The organism is Rhodococcus pyridinivorans (assembly GCF_900105195.1).
GTDB classification, from domain to species: Bacteria; Actinomycetota; Actinomycetes; order Mycobacteriales; family Mycobacteriaceae; genus Rhodococcus; species Rhodococcus pyridinivorans.
Genome location: NZ_FNRX01000002.1, coordinates 61,609 through 74,462, shown reverse-complemented (window position 1 = coordinate 74,462; position 12,854 = coordinate 61,609). Strand labels below are relative to the sequence as shown.

Here is a 12,854-nt window from a genome sequence, read left to right as displayed (position 1 = left end):
GCACTCTATCGAGCGACCCCCAGGAGTACCGCTCGCTGGGCGTGCACGACCTCCCGGATCGCCGCGACCGCGGCCGCGACCTCCGGCTGCCGCAGCGTCTCCGAGCGTGCGACGAGCCAGTAGGCCAGACGCGCCTCGACCTCGCCGGGCAGGACCCGGACGAGATCGGGGTGCCGATCGGCCATGAAGCACGGCAGCAGACCGAGTCCTCCGGCGGCGCGGGTCGCTTCGACGTGCACGAACACGTTCGTCGAGCTGATCGAATCCTGCATGTCGGGGGCGATGCGCCGCGCGACGTCGAGATCGTCGACCTGCAGCATCGAATCGATGAAGTACACGAGGGTGTGCTCACGCAGGTCGCGGACCGACGACGGGGAGCCGTGCGTGGCGAGATAATCGCGCGAGGCATACAGGCCCAGGTTGTAGTCGGCGAGACGGTGCGCTTCGGCCCGATGCACCTGCGGGCGTCCCACGACCACCTCGATGTCCATGCCGGACCGCTGCTGTGAGGCGCGACGGGTGGTCGCGACGATCTCGACGGAGATACCCGGATGGCGTTGCCGCACGAGCGCGCCGGCCGGGGCGGCGATGTAGGCGCTGAAGCCGTCGGTGGCGGAGATACGCACGACGCCCTCGAGGCGGCGCTCACCCCGGGGGTTCCGCAGACTTCCGACCGCGGCCTCGATGCGTTCGGCGGCCTCGAGCGCCTCGCGACCGCGGTCGGTCAGTTCCCATCCCGCCGCCGACCGCGTGAGCACGCGACCGCCGAGGCTGCGCTCGAGCGCAGCGATCCGCCGGGAGATCGTGGTGTGGTTGACGCCCAGGTCGTCGGCGGCGCTGGTGAACCTGCCACTGCGCCCGACGGCGAGCAGGACGAGGAGGTCATCGGCCGAAGGCACGCTCATGTGTGCAGTTTTGCAGATCGCATCTGCGAATCGCGTCATTGTGGATGCAAATGTGCGTACCGATACTCGGCATATGTGTTTGGAAGTGTTCCCCGTCACACAGCGTCCCGGGAGGGTGCAGGCATGAGCGTCGAACAGGCACGAACGGATGGACCGGAGAGTTCACCGTCGGCATTGCGCAGGGTCGTCGGTGCGTCCATGGCGGGCACCGTCGTCGAGTGGTACGAGTTCTTCCTCTACGGCACCGCCGCGACCCTCGTCTTCGCCAAAGTCTTCTTCCCCGACGGCGGCAACGAACTCGACGCGATCATCGCGGCGTTCGTCACCTACGCCGTGGGCTTCGTCGCCCGGCCGCTCGGTGGGATCGTCTTCGGCCACTTCGGTGACCGGTTCGGACGCAAGCAGCTGCTGCAGACCAGCATCATCATGGTCGGCGTCGCGACCTTCCTGATGGGCTGCCTGCCGACCTTCGGTGCCATCGGGTACTGGGCGCCGGCACTGCTCGTGACGCTCCGGTTCATCCAGGGCTTCGCGGTCGGCGGCGAGTGGGGCGGCGCGGTACTGCTGGTCGCCGAACACAGCCCCAATCGCTCGCGCGGATTCTGGTCGTCGTGGCCGCAGGCCGGTGTGCCGATGGGCAATCTCCTCGCGACGATCGTCCTGCTCGTCCTCACCACCACGTTGCCCGAATCGGCCTTCCTGTCGTGGGGCTGGCGAGTCGCGTTCTGGCTCTCGGCCGTCATCGTGCTGATCGGCTACTACATCCGCACCAAGGTCACCGACGCCCCGATCTTCCTCGAGGCGCAGCAGGAGGCCGACAAGCTGAAGGAGACGTCGTTCAACGTCTTCGAGGTGCTCGAGCGCTACCCGCGCGGCGTGTTCACGGCCATGGGCCTGCGGTTCGCCGAGAACGTCATGTACTACCTCGTCGTCACCTTCTCGATCACCTATCTGAAGATCGTCGTCGGTGCCGACACCAGCCACATCCTGTGGTGGATGCTCGCCGCGCACGCCGTGCACTTCGTGATCATCCCGATGGTCGGACGACTGTCGGACACGCTGGGACGCCGTCCCGTCTACATGATCGGTGCCGTCACCGCCGGTGCCTGGGGCTTCCTCGCCTTCCCGATGATGGACACCGGCAACAGTGCGTGGATCATCTCGGCGATCGTCATCGGACTCGTCTTCCACTCGTTCATGTATGCGGGGCAGCCGGCGATCATGGCGGAGATGTTCCCGACCCGCATGCGCTACTCGGGCGTCTCCCTCGGCTACCAGGTCACCTCGATCGTCGCAGGGTCGCTCGCCCCGATCATCGCCGCGAGTCTGCTCAGCCGCTTCGAGTCGTCGGTCCCGATCTCCTTCTATCTGCTCGGCTCGTCGCTGATCACGATCGTCGCGGTGATCGTGGCCCGGGAGACGAAGGGCATCTCGCTGCGCGACATCGACGCCGCGGACGCGGAAACGGTCGCCCAGAAGAAGGCCGCCGAGAACGCCAGGATCTCGGCATGAGGGCCCGCACCGCACTCGTGACCGGTGGTGTCGGCGGGATCGGGGCGGCCTGCGCCCGCGCCCTCGCCCGGCAGGGAGTCCGCGTGACCGTCGCCGACGTCGACGAGGTCGCCGCGAAGACGCTCGCCCACGAGATCGGGGGAGAGGCGTGGGGTGTCGACCTGCTCGACACCGACGGCCTCGACGGTCTCCGCCTCGACGTCGACATCCTCGTCAACAACGCCGGCATCCAGGTGGTGCGGCCGGTGGAGGACTTCGCCCTCGCCGACTTCCGCCGCATCCAGACGCTCATGGTCGAGGCGCCCTTCCTGCTCGTGAAGGCCGCGCTGCCCGGCATGTACGAGCGGGGCTTCGGCCGGATCGTGAACATCTCGTCGGTCCATGGGCTGCGGGCGTCGGCGTTCAAGGCCGGGTACGTCACCGCCAAGCACGGCCTCGAGGGGTTCTCCAAGGTCGTCGCGCTCGAAGGCGGTCCCCGTGGCGTGACGAGCAACTGCGTCAATCCTGGTTACGTCCGCACCCCGCTGGTGGAGAAGCAGATCTCGGAACAGGCCCGCGCGCACGACATCCCGGAGGATCGCGTGCTCTCGGATGTGTTGCTCACCGATCAGGCGGTGACCCGGCTGGTCGAGCCGGAGGAGGTGGCCTCGCTCGTGTCGTGGCTGGCCTCCGACGAAGCCGGGATGGTCACCGGCGCGTCGTACACGATGGACGGCGGCTGGTCGGCCCACTGACAGGACGGTCCGACTGCAATCACCGACCCGCGTCCCGGATTCCGGGGTGCGGGTCAGTGCGCGTCGGCGCCGTCGAGGACGAGCTGGACCTGGGCGTGCAGAGCGTGGGTCAGATACTCGCGCGGGTAGAGCTCGGGGCTCGCCGCCGCGTCGAGTGCGAGCCCGTTCGCGGCCGAGAGCAGCAGAGCGGCCCGGGTCTCCGGGTCGGGTGTACCGGCGCGGATCAATACGCGCGCTATGCCCGTGCGGATCGTGAACAGGGTGGCGGTGCGGATGGCGCTCAGCGTGGGGGAGGTGACCGCCCGCACGGCGAACGCCGACATCACGTGCACCTCGCTGCCACGTTCCTCGTCGAGGGGGAGCAGCTGGCTGAGCGCGGAGAACAGGGTGCGCGCCGGATCGATGTCGGGATCGACGTTCGTCAGCCGGTTCAGCACCCGGTCCGAGAGCGTGCGGAACGAGTACGCGAGCATCTCGTCCTTGGTTGGGAAATGGTGCTGCACCGCCCCGATCGAGACCCCTGCCTCGTTGGCCACCTCCCGCACACTCGCCGCGTCGAGACCGTTGCGTGCGGCCACGTCGAGCAGGGCCGCAGCAAGCCTGGTGGGGCTGGTGGTGACGTAGGGCCGCGTGCGCATGAGGAGCACCGTAGCCGAGCTCTCCACCATACGAACGTACGGGGAGGTGGGAATCACACCCCGTCGGTGAGCTCGCGATCTGACAGGAAACGGACCGACACCGTCAGCGCGGCTGCGAACGCCGCTGCGATCCACAGGGCGTGCAGCCCCAGCACCCGGTGGGCGAGCGCGCCGAGAACGGCGCCCGTCACCAGGCCGCCCCACAGGCCCAGATAGGGCAGCCAGCTCCAGCGCGGACCACCGAAGAACGCCGCCGCGATCCGCTGCCCGATCTTGACCAGCGCACCCGTCATGTAGGTCAGGGCGACGGTCGTCTCCCCGTGCCGCCGGAACACCGAGTTCTCCGTTCCCATGGCCAAGGTCATCGCGATCACGGCGACCGGCGTCCAGTCCACGAAGACGGCCGCGGCGGCGATCGTCAGCAACACGGTCACCGTCGCGAGGACGGCGGTCTTGCGGGTCCGCCGGTCTCGGTCGGTCAGTTCCGCTACCACGCTGCCGAGAATCACTCCGAGCACGAACAGCGCGAGCACACCGCCGATGAGGGTGACCGTCTGCCACGCACCGTCGGCCGTCCCGACCGCGAAGCGCGTGGAGTTGCCGCTCATGAACGACACGAAGACGCCGCCCAGGGTGATGAAACCGAGGGCATCGATGAACCCTGCGAGAGAGGACAACGCGATCGCGAGTCCCTGCAACTGCCTGCCGTAACCGACCACCAGACGATAGTAGGAACCGTTCCCGCCGGATGCCGACGACGTCGGCTCGCGGATACTTACGCGGTGTAACGACCGGGTGTTGTGGGCGCGATGGACAAGGGGAGCCGTCCGGCGCCGTCGTTCTCAGGAGTTCCCTCGATGTCCTTGCCCCGCTTGTCGTCCCGGCTGTCCCTGCTCGTCGTCGCGACGGTCGCGGGTCTGACCCTCACCGGTTGTGATTCGACCACCGAGGACACTTCCGTCGCTCCGGCGGCGACTTCCGAACAGTCCCCGGTGCCGAGCTCCGAAACCCCCACGACGACACCGTCCCCCACCACGACGCGCTCCACCTCGACGACCGCACCGAACCCGGCAGCGTCGGCGGATTCGTCGGAGGCCCTGGCCCGGCTGGCGACCCTGCCGATCAAGGGGCGCGCGCCCAAGACCGGGTACAGCCGCGACCTGTTCGGCCAGGCGTGGAGCGACGACGTGTCGGTGGAGTTCGGGGGCAACGGCTGCGACACCCGCAACGACATCCTGCGACGCGACCTCGTCGATATCGTCTACCGGCCCGGTACCCGCGACTGCGTCGTCGCGTCGGGAACCCTGAACGACTTGTACACCGGTACGACGATCGCGTTCACCCGCGGGCAGGACACCTCGACCGCGGTGCAGATCGACCACGTCGTCGCGTTGTCGGACGCGTGGCAGAAGGGCGCGCAGCAACTCGACGCGGGCACCCGGGCCGATTTCGCCAACGACCCGCGCAACCTCCAGGCCGTGGACGGGCCGACCAACCAGCAGAAGAGCGACGGCGACGCCGCCACCTGGCTGCCGCCGAACCGCGCGTACCGCTGCACGTATGTCGCGCGGCAGATCGAGGTCAAGGCGATCTACGGCCTGTGGGTGACGCAGGCCGAGCACCACGCGATGGCGCGGGTCCTCACCGAATGCGGAGGTGGGGCTCCCGCAGCTGCACCCGCGCCCACCACGACGACGCGCCAGGCGCCCGCACCTGCGCCGGCACCCTCGCCGGCTCCTGCACCTGCACCTGCACCTGCGCCCGCCCCCGCCGAGCCGGCCCCTGCTCCGGCGGAGGTGTATTACAAGAACTGCGCGGCGGCCCGGGCCGCGGGAGCCGCACCGCTGTATGTGGGAGAGCCCGGCTACCGGCCGAAGATGGACGGTGACGGGGACGGCGTCGCCTGCGAGTAGCACACACCGCCGTGATCTCTCGGTCAGCTGAAGCGGTGGGTGAGATTGCGGCGCATGCGGTGCAGCTCGCGGAGCTGGGCGCCCAGCCGCTCGACCTCGGCGTCGAACCGGCGCGCCCGGTCCACGGCCCCCACCCGGTGTTCGGCGAGGGCCTTCTGTTCGGTCTTCTCGATGGCTGCGGACACCTCGTCGATCTCCCGGTCCAGCATCTCCACCCAGACCGAAGCCTGCTCGTGGTCGGCGTCGCAGCCGAGCGGGAAATTGTCGTCCGCGGTCACGAGACGCATCGTGCCCGAGATCGGCCCGGTACGCGAACAGGGGGACCGGAAAAGCAGAAACCCCGTGGGACGCTGTGCGCCCCACGGGGTTCCGTGGCGGAGGATAGGGGATTTGAACCCCTGAGGGCGTTAACCCAACCCGCGTTCCAGGCGAGCGCCATAGGCCACTAGGCGAATCCTCCGTGGGGAAGCATACCGAATGGAGACCCCAACTTGCCAAACGGGCACGTCGCACCCTGATTCCAGGGGTGCTGCGGGGGCGGGTTCGCCGCCGAGGCGCTCGTTCCTCTACACTTGCCGATGGATCCCGCGCGGCGCGCATCCTGTGAACTCCCCCAGGGCCGGAAGGCAGCAAGGGTCAACGGGCTCTGCCGGGTGCGCGGGGTCCTCTTAATTTCCGCCGATGCCCGTGTCGCCGTGCACGGTGAAAGGTCCCTCCGCATGCCTACGCAGACCCAGTACGGGTTGATGAGCCATGAGGAACTCGTTGCAGAGCACGAGCGCCAGTCCGCCAACTACGAACGGTTGAAGTCGGAGAAGCTGACGCTGGACCTGACCCGCGGCAAGCCCTCGCCCGAGCAGCTCGACCTCTCCGCGGAGTTGCTGTCGCTGCCGGGTGCCGACGACTTCCGCGACGGCAGCGGCACCGACACCCGCAACTACGGCGGCCTCACCGGCCTGCCCGAGCTGCGCGCGATCTTCGCCGAGCTGCTGAACATCCCGGTCGAGAACCTCGTCGCAGGAAATAACGCGAGTCTCGAGATCATGCACGATCTCGTCGTCTGGTCGTTGCTGCACGGCACCGTCGACTCGCCGCGCCCGTGGTCGCAGGAGTCGGTCGTCAAGTTCCTGTGCCCGGCGCCCGGCTACGACCGGCACTTCGCGATCACCGAGTCGCTCGGCATCGAGATGATCCCCGTGCCGCTGCGCGAGGACGGCCCCGACGTGCGGTTCATCGCCGATCTCGTCGCGAACGACCCGCAGATCAAGGGCATGTGGGCTGTGCCGACCTACTCGAACCCCACCGGCGCGGTGTACTCCGAGGAGGTCGCCCGCGAGTTGGTGTCGATGCCGACGGCCGCTCCCGACTTCCGCATCTTCTGGGACAATGCCTACGCGGTGCACCCGCTCACCGAGCACCTCGCGCCCGCGATCGACATCCTCGGTCTGGCCGCGCAGGCCGGTCACCCGAACCGCGTGTTCGCGCTGGCGTCCACCTCGAAGATCACCTTCGCCGGTTCGGGCGTGAGCTTCTTCGGCAGCTCCACCGAGAACCTCACCTGGTACCAGAAGTACCTGGGCATCAAGACCATCGGTCCCGACAAGGTCAACCAGCTGCGTCACCTGCGCTTCTTCCGCGACGCGGACGGTGTGCGTGCCCACATGGCCACGCACCGCGAGATCCTCGCGCCGAAGTTCGCGCTCGTGCGCCGCATCCTCGAGGAGCGTCTCGGCACGTCGAAGGTCGCGTCGTGGACCGAGCCCGAGGGCGGCTACTTCATCAGCCTCGATGTCGTCGAGGGCACGGCGGCCCGCGTCATCGCCCTGGCGAAGGAGGCGGGTATCGCGCTGACGGGTGCCGGTTCGGCGTTCCCGTACAAGAAGGACCCCGAGGACAAGAACATCCGCCTCGCACCGAGCTTCCCTTCGCTCGGTGAGCTCGAGAAGGCCATGGACGGTGTCGCGACCTGCGTGCTGCTGGCCGCAGCGGAGAAGGCGCTCGCCGACAAGTAGTGCGTGGGTAGGTACGCAACGCGAGGACGAGGCTCGCAACATCGGCAGTCACTGCCGGCGTTGCGAGCCTCGATTCTTTGTTGCGTACCTCCGTCGACAAGAATCTGCACTCCGGGTGTGAGTTTGTTCCCAGCCTGTGGATAAAGTTGTGCACAACACGTGGACGGGCGGTGGACAACTCGGATCGGCCCTGGTCGGGGCATTCTCGGTGCCCGCCGTCACCACGACTTGCTTTCCCCTACCGACCTGACATACTCGCTGGTCAGGGTCGCCGCATGCCGTGCGGCGGGTTCGGAAGTGGTGAGTGTGATGGAGAACCGCGCTCTCGTGAATTCCGGAGTCGGCGTATCGGCCGTCGGATCTGTCACGGGGTGTCTCGGTGTACTGAAGGTGTTCCTACTGGCGCTCGACATCGAGGCGGCGCCCGAGACGCCCCCGCGGGTCCCACCCGTCGAGAAGGTGGAGCCCTTCCTGCCGGCACGCATCGCCGAGCAGCCCGAGACGGACCACGGTGTGCGTCCGCCGTGCCTGCTCGCGTTCCGGCACGTCGTCGACCCGACACGACCGGAGATCTCGTTCGGTGCGTCGACGGGGTCGCTGCGTGAGGCGCCGGACACGACCCGACCGTATGTGGGACACCCCGCGACGTGCGTGTCGCTGTGGGACGTCCCCGGCCACGGTCTCGTCCTGGCGCTGGAATCGCTGTCGGACCACGGGTCGCCGCTCGTCGACTGGCGCAGCGACCCGCTGCAGGACCGCGACGGCGCCGGTCTGCGCCCGGTGCTCGGCGAGTTCCTCGCGCCCTTCGAACTGACCGCCGACGCCTGCCTGAACGACGTGTTTCCCGGACTGAACAGGCGGTTGTGTGCGCCGACGACCTATCAGCCCCTGCACGAACTCGTCGTCCACCGCCACCGGGGAGTCGGCGATCGCGAGGTCGCCGAGGGCATGGTCGTGGAAGTGGTCTCGAGCGGCGGCGAACGCGTCCGCTCGCTCGTCGACGGCCCGCGCATCGGACCGGAGGCCCGCGCGGCGGCACGGTCCTGGGGTGTGTTGTGGAAGTGGGACCGGGTTCCGCTGGTGGACCGGCCCGTGCAGCCGGGAGCCACCATCGCCGTGCGGGAGGACTCCGGTGCGGTGCTGTTCGACCTCGAGGCCACCGCCCTCGGCAGCGACTATGTCGGGCACGGCACCCGCGAGATGATCTACGGGCTCATCCCGTGGGTGGCGGTGCGGGCCCGGGCCTCCGCCGACTACTGGACGACCATGGAGCATCTGCGCCACCCCGACGGGCTCGGCGGCGATCGGCTGGCCGCGGTCCTCGACGACATCGCGATCATGCAGGCGCGCCGGATGGAACGGGCCCTGCTGCGCAAGGAATCGATCCACGACGACCGTTTCCACTCGTGGACGCAACCCACCCAGCTGCGAGCACTCATGGCCGGCCGGGTCGCCGACGAGTTGGCCGAACTCGACGCGGAACTGTCCGAGGCCGTGGACATCGTCGAGCACGCCCTGCTGCGCAGTGCCGAGTTGCGCGGTGCGAGGCATACCCGCTTGGCCAAGGGCTGGTCCGCGGCGGCGTCGGTCATCGCCGTCGTGGCGTTGTTCGCCGCCCTGGCCGCCGTTCCGGACACCTCGCAACCGACGCTGTTCCCGCACTGGCTGCATGCTCTGACCACGTCGATCGCGCTCACCCTGGGCATCGTGATCGCGGTGGTCGTGTGGCGCCGCCCCTGACGCGCAGGGCATGATCGTCTGCATGTCCTCGACGCTGAACCTGGTCGGAGATCCCGACGCCGACGCACTGCTGGCCGAGAACCCGCTGGCGCTTCTCATCGGCATGCTGCTCGACCAGCAGGTGGCGATGGAGGTCGCGTTCGCGGGACCGAAGAATCTCGCCGACCGTCTCGGCGGTCTCGACGTGTACCGCATCGCGTCGGCCGACCCCGACGAGTTCGTCGCGGTGTGCGCGCAGCAACCGGCCGTCCACCGGTTCCCCAAGTCGATGGGACAGCGGATCCAGGCGCTGTGCGCGGCGATCGTCGAGGACTACGACGGCGACGCCTCCGCGCTGTGGACGTCCGGCGACCCGGACGGCAAGGAAGTGCTGCGGCGGCTGAAGAAGCTGCCGGGCTACGGCGACCAGAAGGCACGTATCTTCCTGGCGCTGCTCGGCAAGCAGATGGGTGTGCGGCCCGAGGGATGGCGCGAGGCCGCCGGCGACTATGGGCACGAGGATGCGCGCCGGTCGATCGCCGACGTCGTCGACGAGCAGTCGCTGCGCGAGGTGCGCGAGTTCAAGAAGTCGATGAAGGTAGCGAAGAAGTCATGAGACGCGTCGCAGCGGTGTGCGGCGCCGCCGTCGCCTTCGCCGGGGGAACCGTGGGCGTGGCCTCGGCCGGCGGGGGAGACGACCGGGTCGTCCTCCGGCCCGGCGACGGGATCGTGTTCTCCGCGGAGCCGACACCGGGTTGGTGTTCCGTGGCGGCGGTCGGGCACGACGACGCGGGTCGGCTCGTCGCGATCACGGCGGGGCACTGCTATCAGACGGGATCGTCGCCCGTCTGGAAGGTCGAGGAGCAGCACCGCGGGCCGATCGGAACCGAAACGGACGTCGCGAGTACGGGTTCGGTCGATCAGCTGGGATTTCCCACCGACGAGATCGCCGACTACGCGGTGGTCCTGCTCGACGAGACCCGCGTGCGGGGATCGAACACGTCGGTGCCCAACGACCGGGGAGAGCGAGTCGTGCTCGAATCGGTCGCGGCGTTCGGCGAAGGCGAGCTGCCGGCCGGAACACATTGCGCGGCAGGGCGGAGCACGTCGGTGGCCTGCGCGACCGGCGATGTGCGGGTGGACGGGAACCTGATGTCCTCGCCGCTGCTCATGCGACCGGGCGATTCCGGCGGGCCGCTCGTGCGTACCGAGACGGGCGAATGGATGGGACTGTCGGTGGGTTACCGGTTCCCGCAGACCGCGGTCTCCGACGACCGGCAGGTTCCCGACACGAGGTTCGCCGCCTACCAGCGGGCCGACCGGATCCTCGCCGAGATCGACGCGCGCGACGGGATCGGCTCGGGGTTCCGTCTCGTCGACACCCCCTGACCGATCCCGCCCGCGTTACCGTCAGAGCTTCTCGAAACGTGGAATCAGATGTTCGGCAACGTTTTTCGCCTCGTCGATGAGCGGCCATCCGGCGAGGATGAGGGAGGTCGGTCCGGTCGCGTCGCGCAGGGTGCGCACGTGGCCGGTGATCTCGTCCGGGTCGCCGACGTAGTAGACGGCCGACGATCCCGTGGCGAAGATGTCCAGCGGTGACCACGCGGTGATGCCCGCGTAGAGGCCGTCGCCGAGATACAGGTCCTCGGGTTCGGGCAGCTTGCCGGCGTTGATGGTGTCGACCCAGCCCTGCCGCTGCGCGTCGCGCGCGGTGAAGGTCTTCAGATCCTGCTTGCCGTGCGTGCGGCGGCGCACCGCTCGGTCGAGCACGTCCTGGATCTGCTCGATGCCGGCCTTCTCGAACAGCGACCGGAACCGTTCGAGTGCCTCGTCCCGATTCGGACGCACGATGACGCCGGACAGAGCGCCGAAATCGGTGTACTCGCGACCCTCCGTTGCAGCGGATTCGCGTGCAGCGGTGAGCTTCTCCGTGACGAACGAGGTCTCGCGCAGCATGATCAGGTAGGCGTCGAGCACCTTGCCGGCGTTCTGCAGACCGGCGGGGGAGTCGCCCGTTCCCCACAGCGGGACCGAGTGGTCCGCAGGAGCATCGATGCGCAGCGGGGTGTTCGGGAAGTTCGACGCGGTGCCCTCGGCATAGATGCGCCGGAACTCCGCCCAGTACTTCTCACCGAGCTCGTACCGACGGTCGTGCTCGACGTTCATGTCGTACTTGGTGAGGATGTTCTCCCGGCCGTTGACCGAGTTGATCATCAGGCGACCGCCGCTGAACGCGTCGAAGGTCAGGGCCTTCTCGGCGAGCAGTCGCGCGGGCGTCATGTTCGCGTAGATCGCGATGAGGAACTTCATCCGGCTGGTGTGCGCCGCAGCCCAGGTCGCCGAGATGAAGGGGTCGTTCGGCCAGGTCGCGACGAGCGCACCTTCGAAGCCGCCGTCGTCGATGGTCTTCGCGAGTTCGATCTGCCGCTGCCCGTCCACCGGGTACAACCCGCCGGGGCTCCAGGGGTAGTCGCCGTCGGCCTGGGTGAGATACCAGAAGGTCTTGATGGGCATTACTTCGTGTCCTTCGAGGGGAGTTCGAACGGTTCGACGCGGGCGCGGGCGCGCAGCGTGCCGGCGTCCACGGCGAACAGGGCGTCGAGGTAGGCGACGGCGAAGGAGCCGGGGCCGGTGGAGTTCTCCTCGGCGATCTCGGACGCCACGGCGACGTGCGTGTGGGCGGCCGCGAGGCCGACGAGAGGGGTCTCCGCGACCGCGAGATAGGCCGCGACGAGTCCACCGAGGGAGCATCCGGTGGAGGTCACGCGCGGCAACATGGCGCTGCCACCGGCGATGCGCAATCCGACGATCCCGCCGTCGCGGTCGCGGCCGACGAGGTAGTCGACGGGACCGGAGGCCGACACGGCGTCCGCGCGGTCGAGCAGCGCGAGCGCGGCAGGCACGGCAGCAGCGGCCTCGTCGGCGCTGTCGACGCCGCGCGTGTCACCGCCCAGACCGGCCAGCGCGATGATCTCGGAGGCGTTGCCGCGGATCGCGGTGGGACGGAACTTCAGCAGGTCGGCGGCGAGAGAGGTGCGCCACGCCAGTCCGCCCACGCCCACGGGATCGAGGACCCACGGGGTGCCGGCGTCGTGCGCGGCCTCGGCCGCGCGGGTGAAGGCCACCGAGGTCTCGTCGAAGGGCGTGCCGAGGTTGACGAGCACTCCACCGGCGATGCGCGCGAAATCGCCTGCCTCGTGGGCGTTGTCGATGTGCGCGTTACTGGCGCCTGCGGCGAGCAGTACGTTGGTGAGGAAGTTGGCCGAGACGATGTTGGTCAGCGAGTGCACCAGCGGCGTCTGCGCGCGCAGGGCGTCGAGGGTGACGGCGAGATCATCGACGGTGGGGGTCGTGGTCACGGGAGATCCTGTCGGGAGGAGGGGAGGGGACGAAGCGGGTCAGGATCGCGGACATCGCA

13 protein-coding genes, 1 tRNA gene and 1 other RNA gene are annotated in these 12,854 nt (G+C 68.7%); 8 read left to right on the top strand and 7 right to left on the bottom strand.

Translation table 11 applies throughout. The features are described 5' to 3' along the window. Nucleotides 1-5: 5 nt before the first annotated feature. The gene (locus BLV31_RS01020; RefSeq protein WP_006552513.1) at nt 6-905 is read right to left on the bottom strand and encodes a LysR family transcriptional regulator; all 900 of its coding nucleotides are present in this window, start codon (nt 903-905) and stop codon (nt 6-8) included. A 123-nt stretch (nt 906-1,028) separates the two neighbouring features. Here BLV31_RS01020 and BLV31_RS01015 point away from each other — a divergent pair, with 123 nt between their 5' ends. Both BLV31_RS01015 and BLV31_RS01010 read left to right on the top strand, forming a co-directional pair. Then, entirely contained in the window at nt 1,029-2,417 is a 1,389-nt protein-coding gene (locus BLV31_RS01015) for an MFS transporter (protein ID WP_033097941.1), read from the top strand. Further along, complete coding sequence (locus BLV31_RS01010) at nt 2,414-3,151, top strand: 3-hydroxybutyrate dehydrogenase (protein WP_006552511.1); 738 nt, start codon at nt 2,414-2,416, stop codon at nt 3,149-3,151. Before BLV31_RS01015 ends, BLV31_RS01010 begins: the two co-directional genes overlap by 4 nt. A 53-nt stretch (nt 3,152-3,204) precedes the next feature. Here the strand turns inward: BLV31_RS01010 and BLV31_RS01005 are convergent, their stop codons facing one another. Both BLV31_RS01005 and BLV31_RS01000 read right to left on the bottom strand, forming a co-directional pair. After that, on the bottom strand, nt 3,205-3,789 hold the full coding sequence (locus tag BLV31_RS01005) for a TetR/AcrR family transcriptional regulator (RefSeq protein WP_016691005.1): 585 nt from the start codon (nt 3,787-3,789) through the stop codon (nt 3,205-3,207). Between the two features lie 53 nt (nt 3,790-3,842). Beyond that, nucleotides 3,843-4,508, bottom strand: a complete 666-nt coding sequence (locus BLV31_RS01000) for a YoaK family protein (protein ID WP_064061177.1) — start codon at nt 4,506-4,508, stop codon at nt 3,843-3,845. 138 nt (nt 4,509-4,646) lie between these two features. Between BLV31_RS01000 and BLV31_RS00995 the strand changes: the two genes are divergently transcribed. Further along, nucleotides 4,647-5,702, top strand: coding sequence for a GmrSD restriction endonuclease domain-containing protein (locus BLV31_RS00995; protein WP_072740575.1), 1,056 nt, complete (start codon nt 4,647-4,649; stop codon nt 5,700-5,702). A gap of 23 nt (nt 5,703-5,725) precedes the next feature. Here BLV31_RS00995 and BLV31_RS00990 read toward each other — a convergent pair whose 3' ends face one another. Continuing rightward, a complete protein-coding gene (locus BLV31_RS00990; RefSeq protein WP_064061175.1) occupies nt 5,726-5,989 on the bottom strand; it encodes a hypothetical protein in 264 nt (87 codons plus the stop codon). Nucleotides 5,990-6,074: 85 nt separating this feature from the next. After that, a tRNA-Ser gene (locus BLV31_RS00985) sits at nt 6,075-6,162 on the bottom strand. Nucleotides 6,163-6,279: 117 nt separating this feature from the next. Here BLV31_RS00985 and ffs point away from each other — a divergent pair. The 5 genes from ffs (at nt 6,280) to BLV31_RS00960 (ending at nt 10,822) form a co-directional block, all read left to right on the top strand. After that, nucleotides 6,280-6,374, top strand: an RNA gene (ffs, locus tag BLV31_RS00980) — signal recognition particle sRNA small type. 47 nt (nt 6,375-6,421) lie between these two features. Next, on the top strand, nt 6,422-7,714 hold the full coding sequence (locus BLV31_RS00975; protein ID WP_064061174.1) for an aspartate aminotransferase type Ic: 1,293 nt from the start codon (nt 6,422-6,424) through the stop codon (nt 7,712-7,714). A 309-nt stretch (nt 7,715-8,023) separates the two neighbouring features. Then, entirely contained in the window at nt 8,024-9,454 is a 1,431-nt protein-coding gene (locus tag BLV31_RS00970) for a hypothetical protein (protein WP_064061173.1), read from the top strand. A 22-nt stretch (nt 9,455-9,476) separates the two neighbouring features. Then, complete coding sequence (locus BLV31_RS00965; protein ID WP_064061186.1) at nt 9,477-10,049, top strand: HhH-GPD-type base excision DNA repair protein; 573 nt, start codon at nt 9,477-9,479, stop codon at nt 10,047-10,049. After that, nucleotides 10,046-10,822: a trypsin-like peptidase domain-containing protein gene (locus tag BLV31_RS00960; protein WP_006552503.1), complete on the top strand. Its 777-nt coding sequence runs from the start codon at nt 10,046-10,048 to the stop codon at nt 10,820-10,822. The genes BLV31_RS00965 and BLV31_RS00960 overlap by 4 nt, the downstream gene beginning before the upstream one ends. 21 nt (nt 10,823-10,843) lie before the next feature. Here BLV31_RS00960 and BLV31_RS00955 read toward each other — a convergent pair whose 3' ends face one another. Further along, on the bottom strand, nt 10,844-11,950 hold the full coding sequence (locus BLV31_RS00955) for an LLM class flavin-dependent oxidoreductase (RefSeq protein WP_064061172.1): 1,107 nt from the start codon (nt 11,948-11,950) through the stop codon (nt 10,844-10,846). After that, nucleotides 11,950-12,795, bottom strand: a complete 846-nt coding sequence (gene thiM / locus BLV31_RS00950) for a hydroxyethylthiazole kinase (protein ID WP_006552501.1) — start codon at nt 12,793-12,795, stop codon at nt 11,950-11,952. Before thiM ends, BLV31_RS00955 begins: the two co-directional genes overlap by 1 nt. Nucleotides 12,796-12,854: the final 59 nt, after the last annotated feature.

Excerpts from the sequence above, each read along its gene's own strand:
- BLV31_RS01020 (WP_006552513.1), bottom strand. The coding sequence starts at position 905 with ATGAGCGTGCCTTCGGCCGATGACCTCCTCGTCCTGCTCGCCGTCGGG.
- BLV31_RS01015 (WP_033097941.1), top strand. The coding sequence starts at position 1,029 with ATGAGCGTCGAACAGGCACGAACGGATGGACCGGAGAGTTCACCGTCG.
- BLV31_RS01010 (WP_006552511.1), top strand. The coding sequence starts at position 2,414 with ATGAGGGCCCGCACCGCACTCGTGACCGGTGGTGTCGGCGGGATCGGG.
- BLV31_RS01005 (WP_016691005.1), bottom strand. The coding sequence starts at position 3,789 with ATGCGCACGCGGCCCTACGTCACCACCAGCCCCACCAGGCTTGCTGCG.
- BLV31_RS00995 (WP_072740575.1), top strand. The coding sequence starts at position 4,647 with ATGTCCTTGCCCCGCTTGTCGTCCCGGCTGTCCCTGCTCGTCGTCGCG.
- BLV31_RS00990 (WP_064061175.1), bottom strand. The coding sequence starts at position 5,989 with ATGCGTCTCGTGACCGCGGACGACAATTTCCCGCTCGGCTGCGACGCC.
- BLV31_RS00975 (WP_064061174.1), top strand. The coding sequence starts at position 6,422 with ATGCCTACGCAGACCCAGTACGGGTTGATGAGCCATGAGGAACTCGTT.
- BLV31_RS00970 (WP_064061173.1), top strand. The coding sequence starts at position 8,024 with ATGGAGAACCGCGCTCTCGTGAATTCCGGAGTCGGCGTATCGGCCGTC.
- BLV31_RS00965 (WP_064061186.1), top strand. The coding sequence starts at position 9,477 with ATGTCCTCGACGCTGAACCTGGTCGGAGATCCCGACGCCGACGCACTG.
- BLV31_RS00960 (WP_006552503.1), top strand. The coding sequence starts at position 10,046 with ATGAGACGCGTCGCAGCGGTGTGCGGCGCCGCCGTCGCCTTCGCCGGG.
- BLV31_RS00955 (WP_064061172.1), bottom strand. The coding sequence starts at position 11,950 with ATGCCCATCAAGACCTTCTGGTATCTCACCCAGGCCGACGGCGACTAC.